The following is a 788-nucleotide window of genomic DNA, read 5'->3' as shown; positions in this document are numbered from 1 at the left end:
TCTTTTAAATATTTTCCTTTCTCATTAGTAATAAAAGTTAGATCTGTATTCATTATTTAACTTACCTCAATTATATTTTTTGAACACGTCACGGAGTCCGTGCATCTTAGAGGATTAAGACACTCCTTTCTTATCCACACAAAGAAGTTACCGAGCTCAAATCTTTATTTTTGACAAATAATTTAATTAACTGTCAAGAATAAAGATTTGAGCCCATATCCAATGCCTTATCCAATATTATGTTTTTACGAATATTTTCATATAGTTTGTAGATATTTCTTCTAATATCCTCTTGTTACAAATTCGTAGATAGAAATAAACCTCAAGAAGATAAGATATTTTTTCATTCCAATTCTTTTCCTGGCTTTGTAATGCCTTTTGATCTAGAAAGCTTTCAAGTTTTATAAATTCCTCAGTCTCTTGAAGGCTATATTTTCTCAGATCTCTCAAGGTAAGTTTTATTTGATAAGGCAATGTCTTCTCATAAAGGTCGTAAATTTTTATTATTTTATTTATTGAATCATTATCTGTAGTCAAATCCAAGGCCATATCCACACCTAAAAGAAACCCCATATCTTCAGTGATACTCTTATAAGATTCATCGAGTTCCTTTTCACGATTTTGATAATACTCAAAAAGTTTTTCTGAAGCAGAATATGCATATTTTTTCTCTAACTCTCTAAGTTTTCCTTCAAATTGTGATTTTCCTACTTTGTAACCAAATATTGCAGTGATAATGGCAGGCCCTACAATTTTAGCTACTTCTACGATACCACTTGTTATTGTCT

1 protein-coding gene is annotated in these 788 nt (G+C 30.1%); it reads right to left on the bottom strand.

From position 1 onward, the window contains the following. Positions 1-237: 237 nt before the first annotated feature. A partial coding sequence (locus COZ07_RS03825) for a hypothetical protein (protein ID WP_406607263.1) occupies positions 238-788 on the bottom strand: 551 nt, incomplete at its 5' end.

This window comes from Candidatus Infernicultor aquiphilus (assembly GCF_002784285.1).
In the GTDB taxonomy this organism is placed as follows: domain Bacteria; phylum Atribacterota; class Phoenicimicrobiia; order Phoenicimicrobiales; family Phoenicimicrobiaceae; genus Infernicultor; species Infernicultor aquiphilus.
This window is presented reverse-complemented; position numbering and strand designations above follow the sequence as displayed.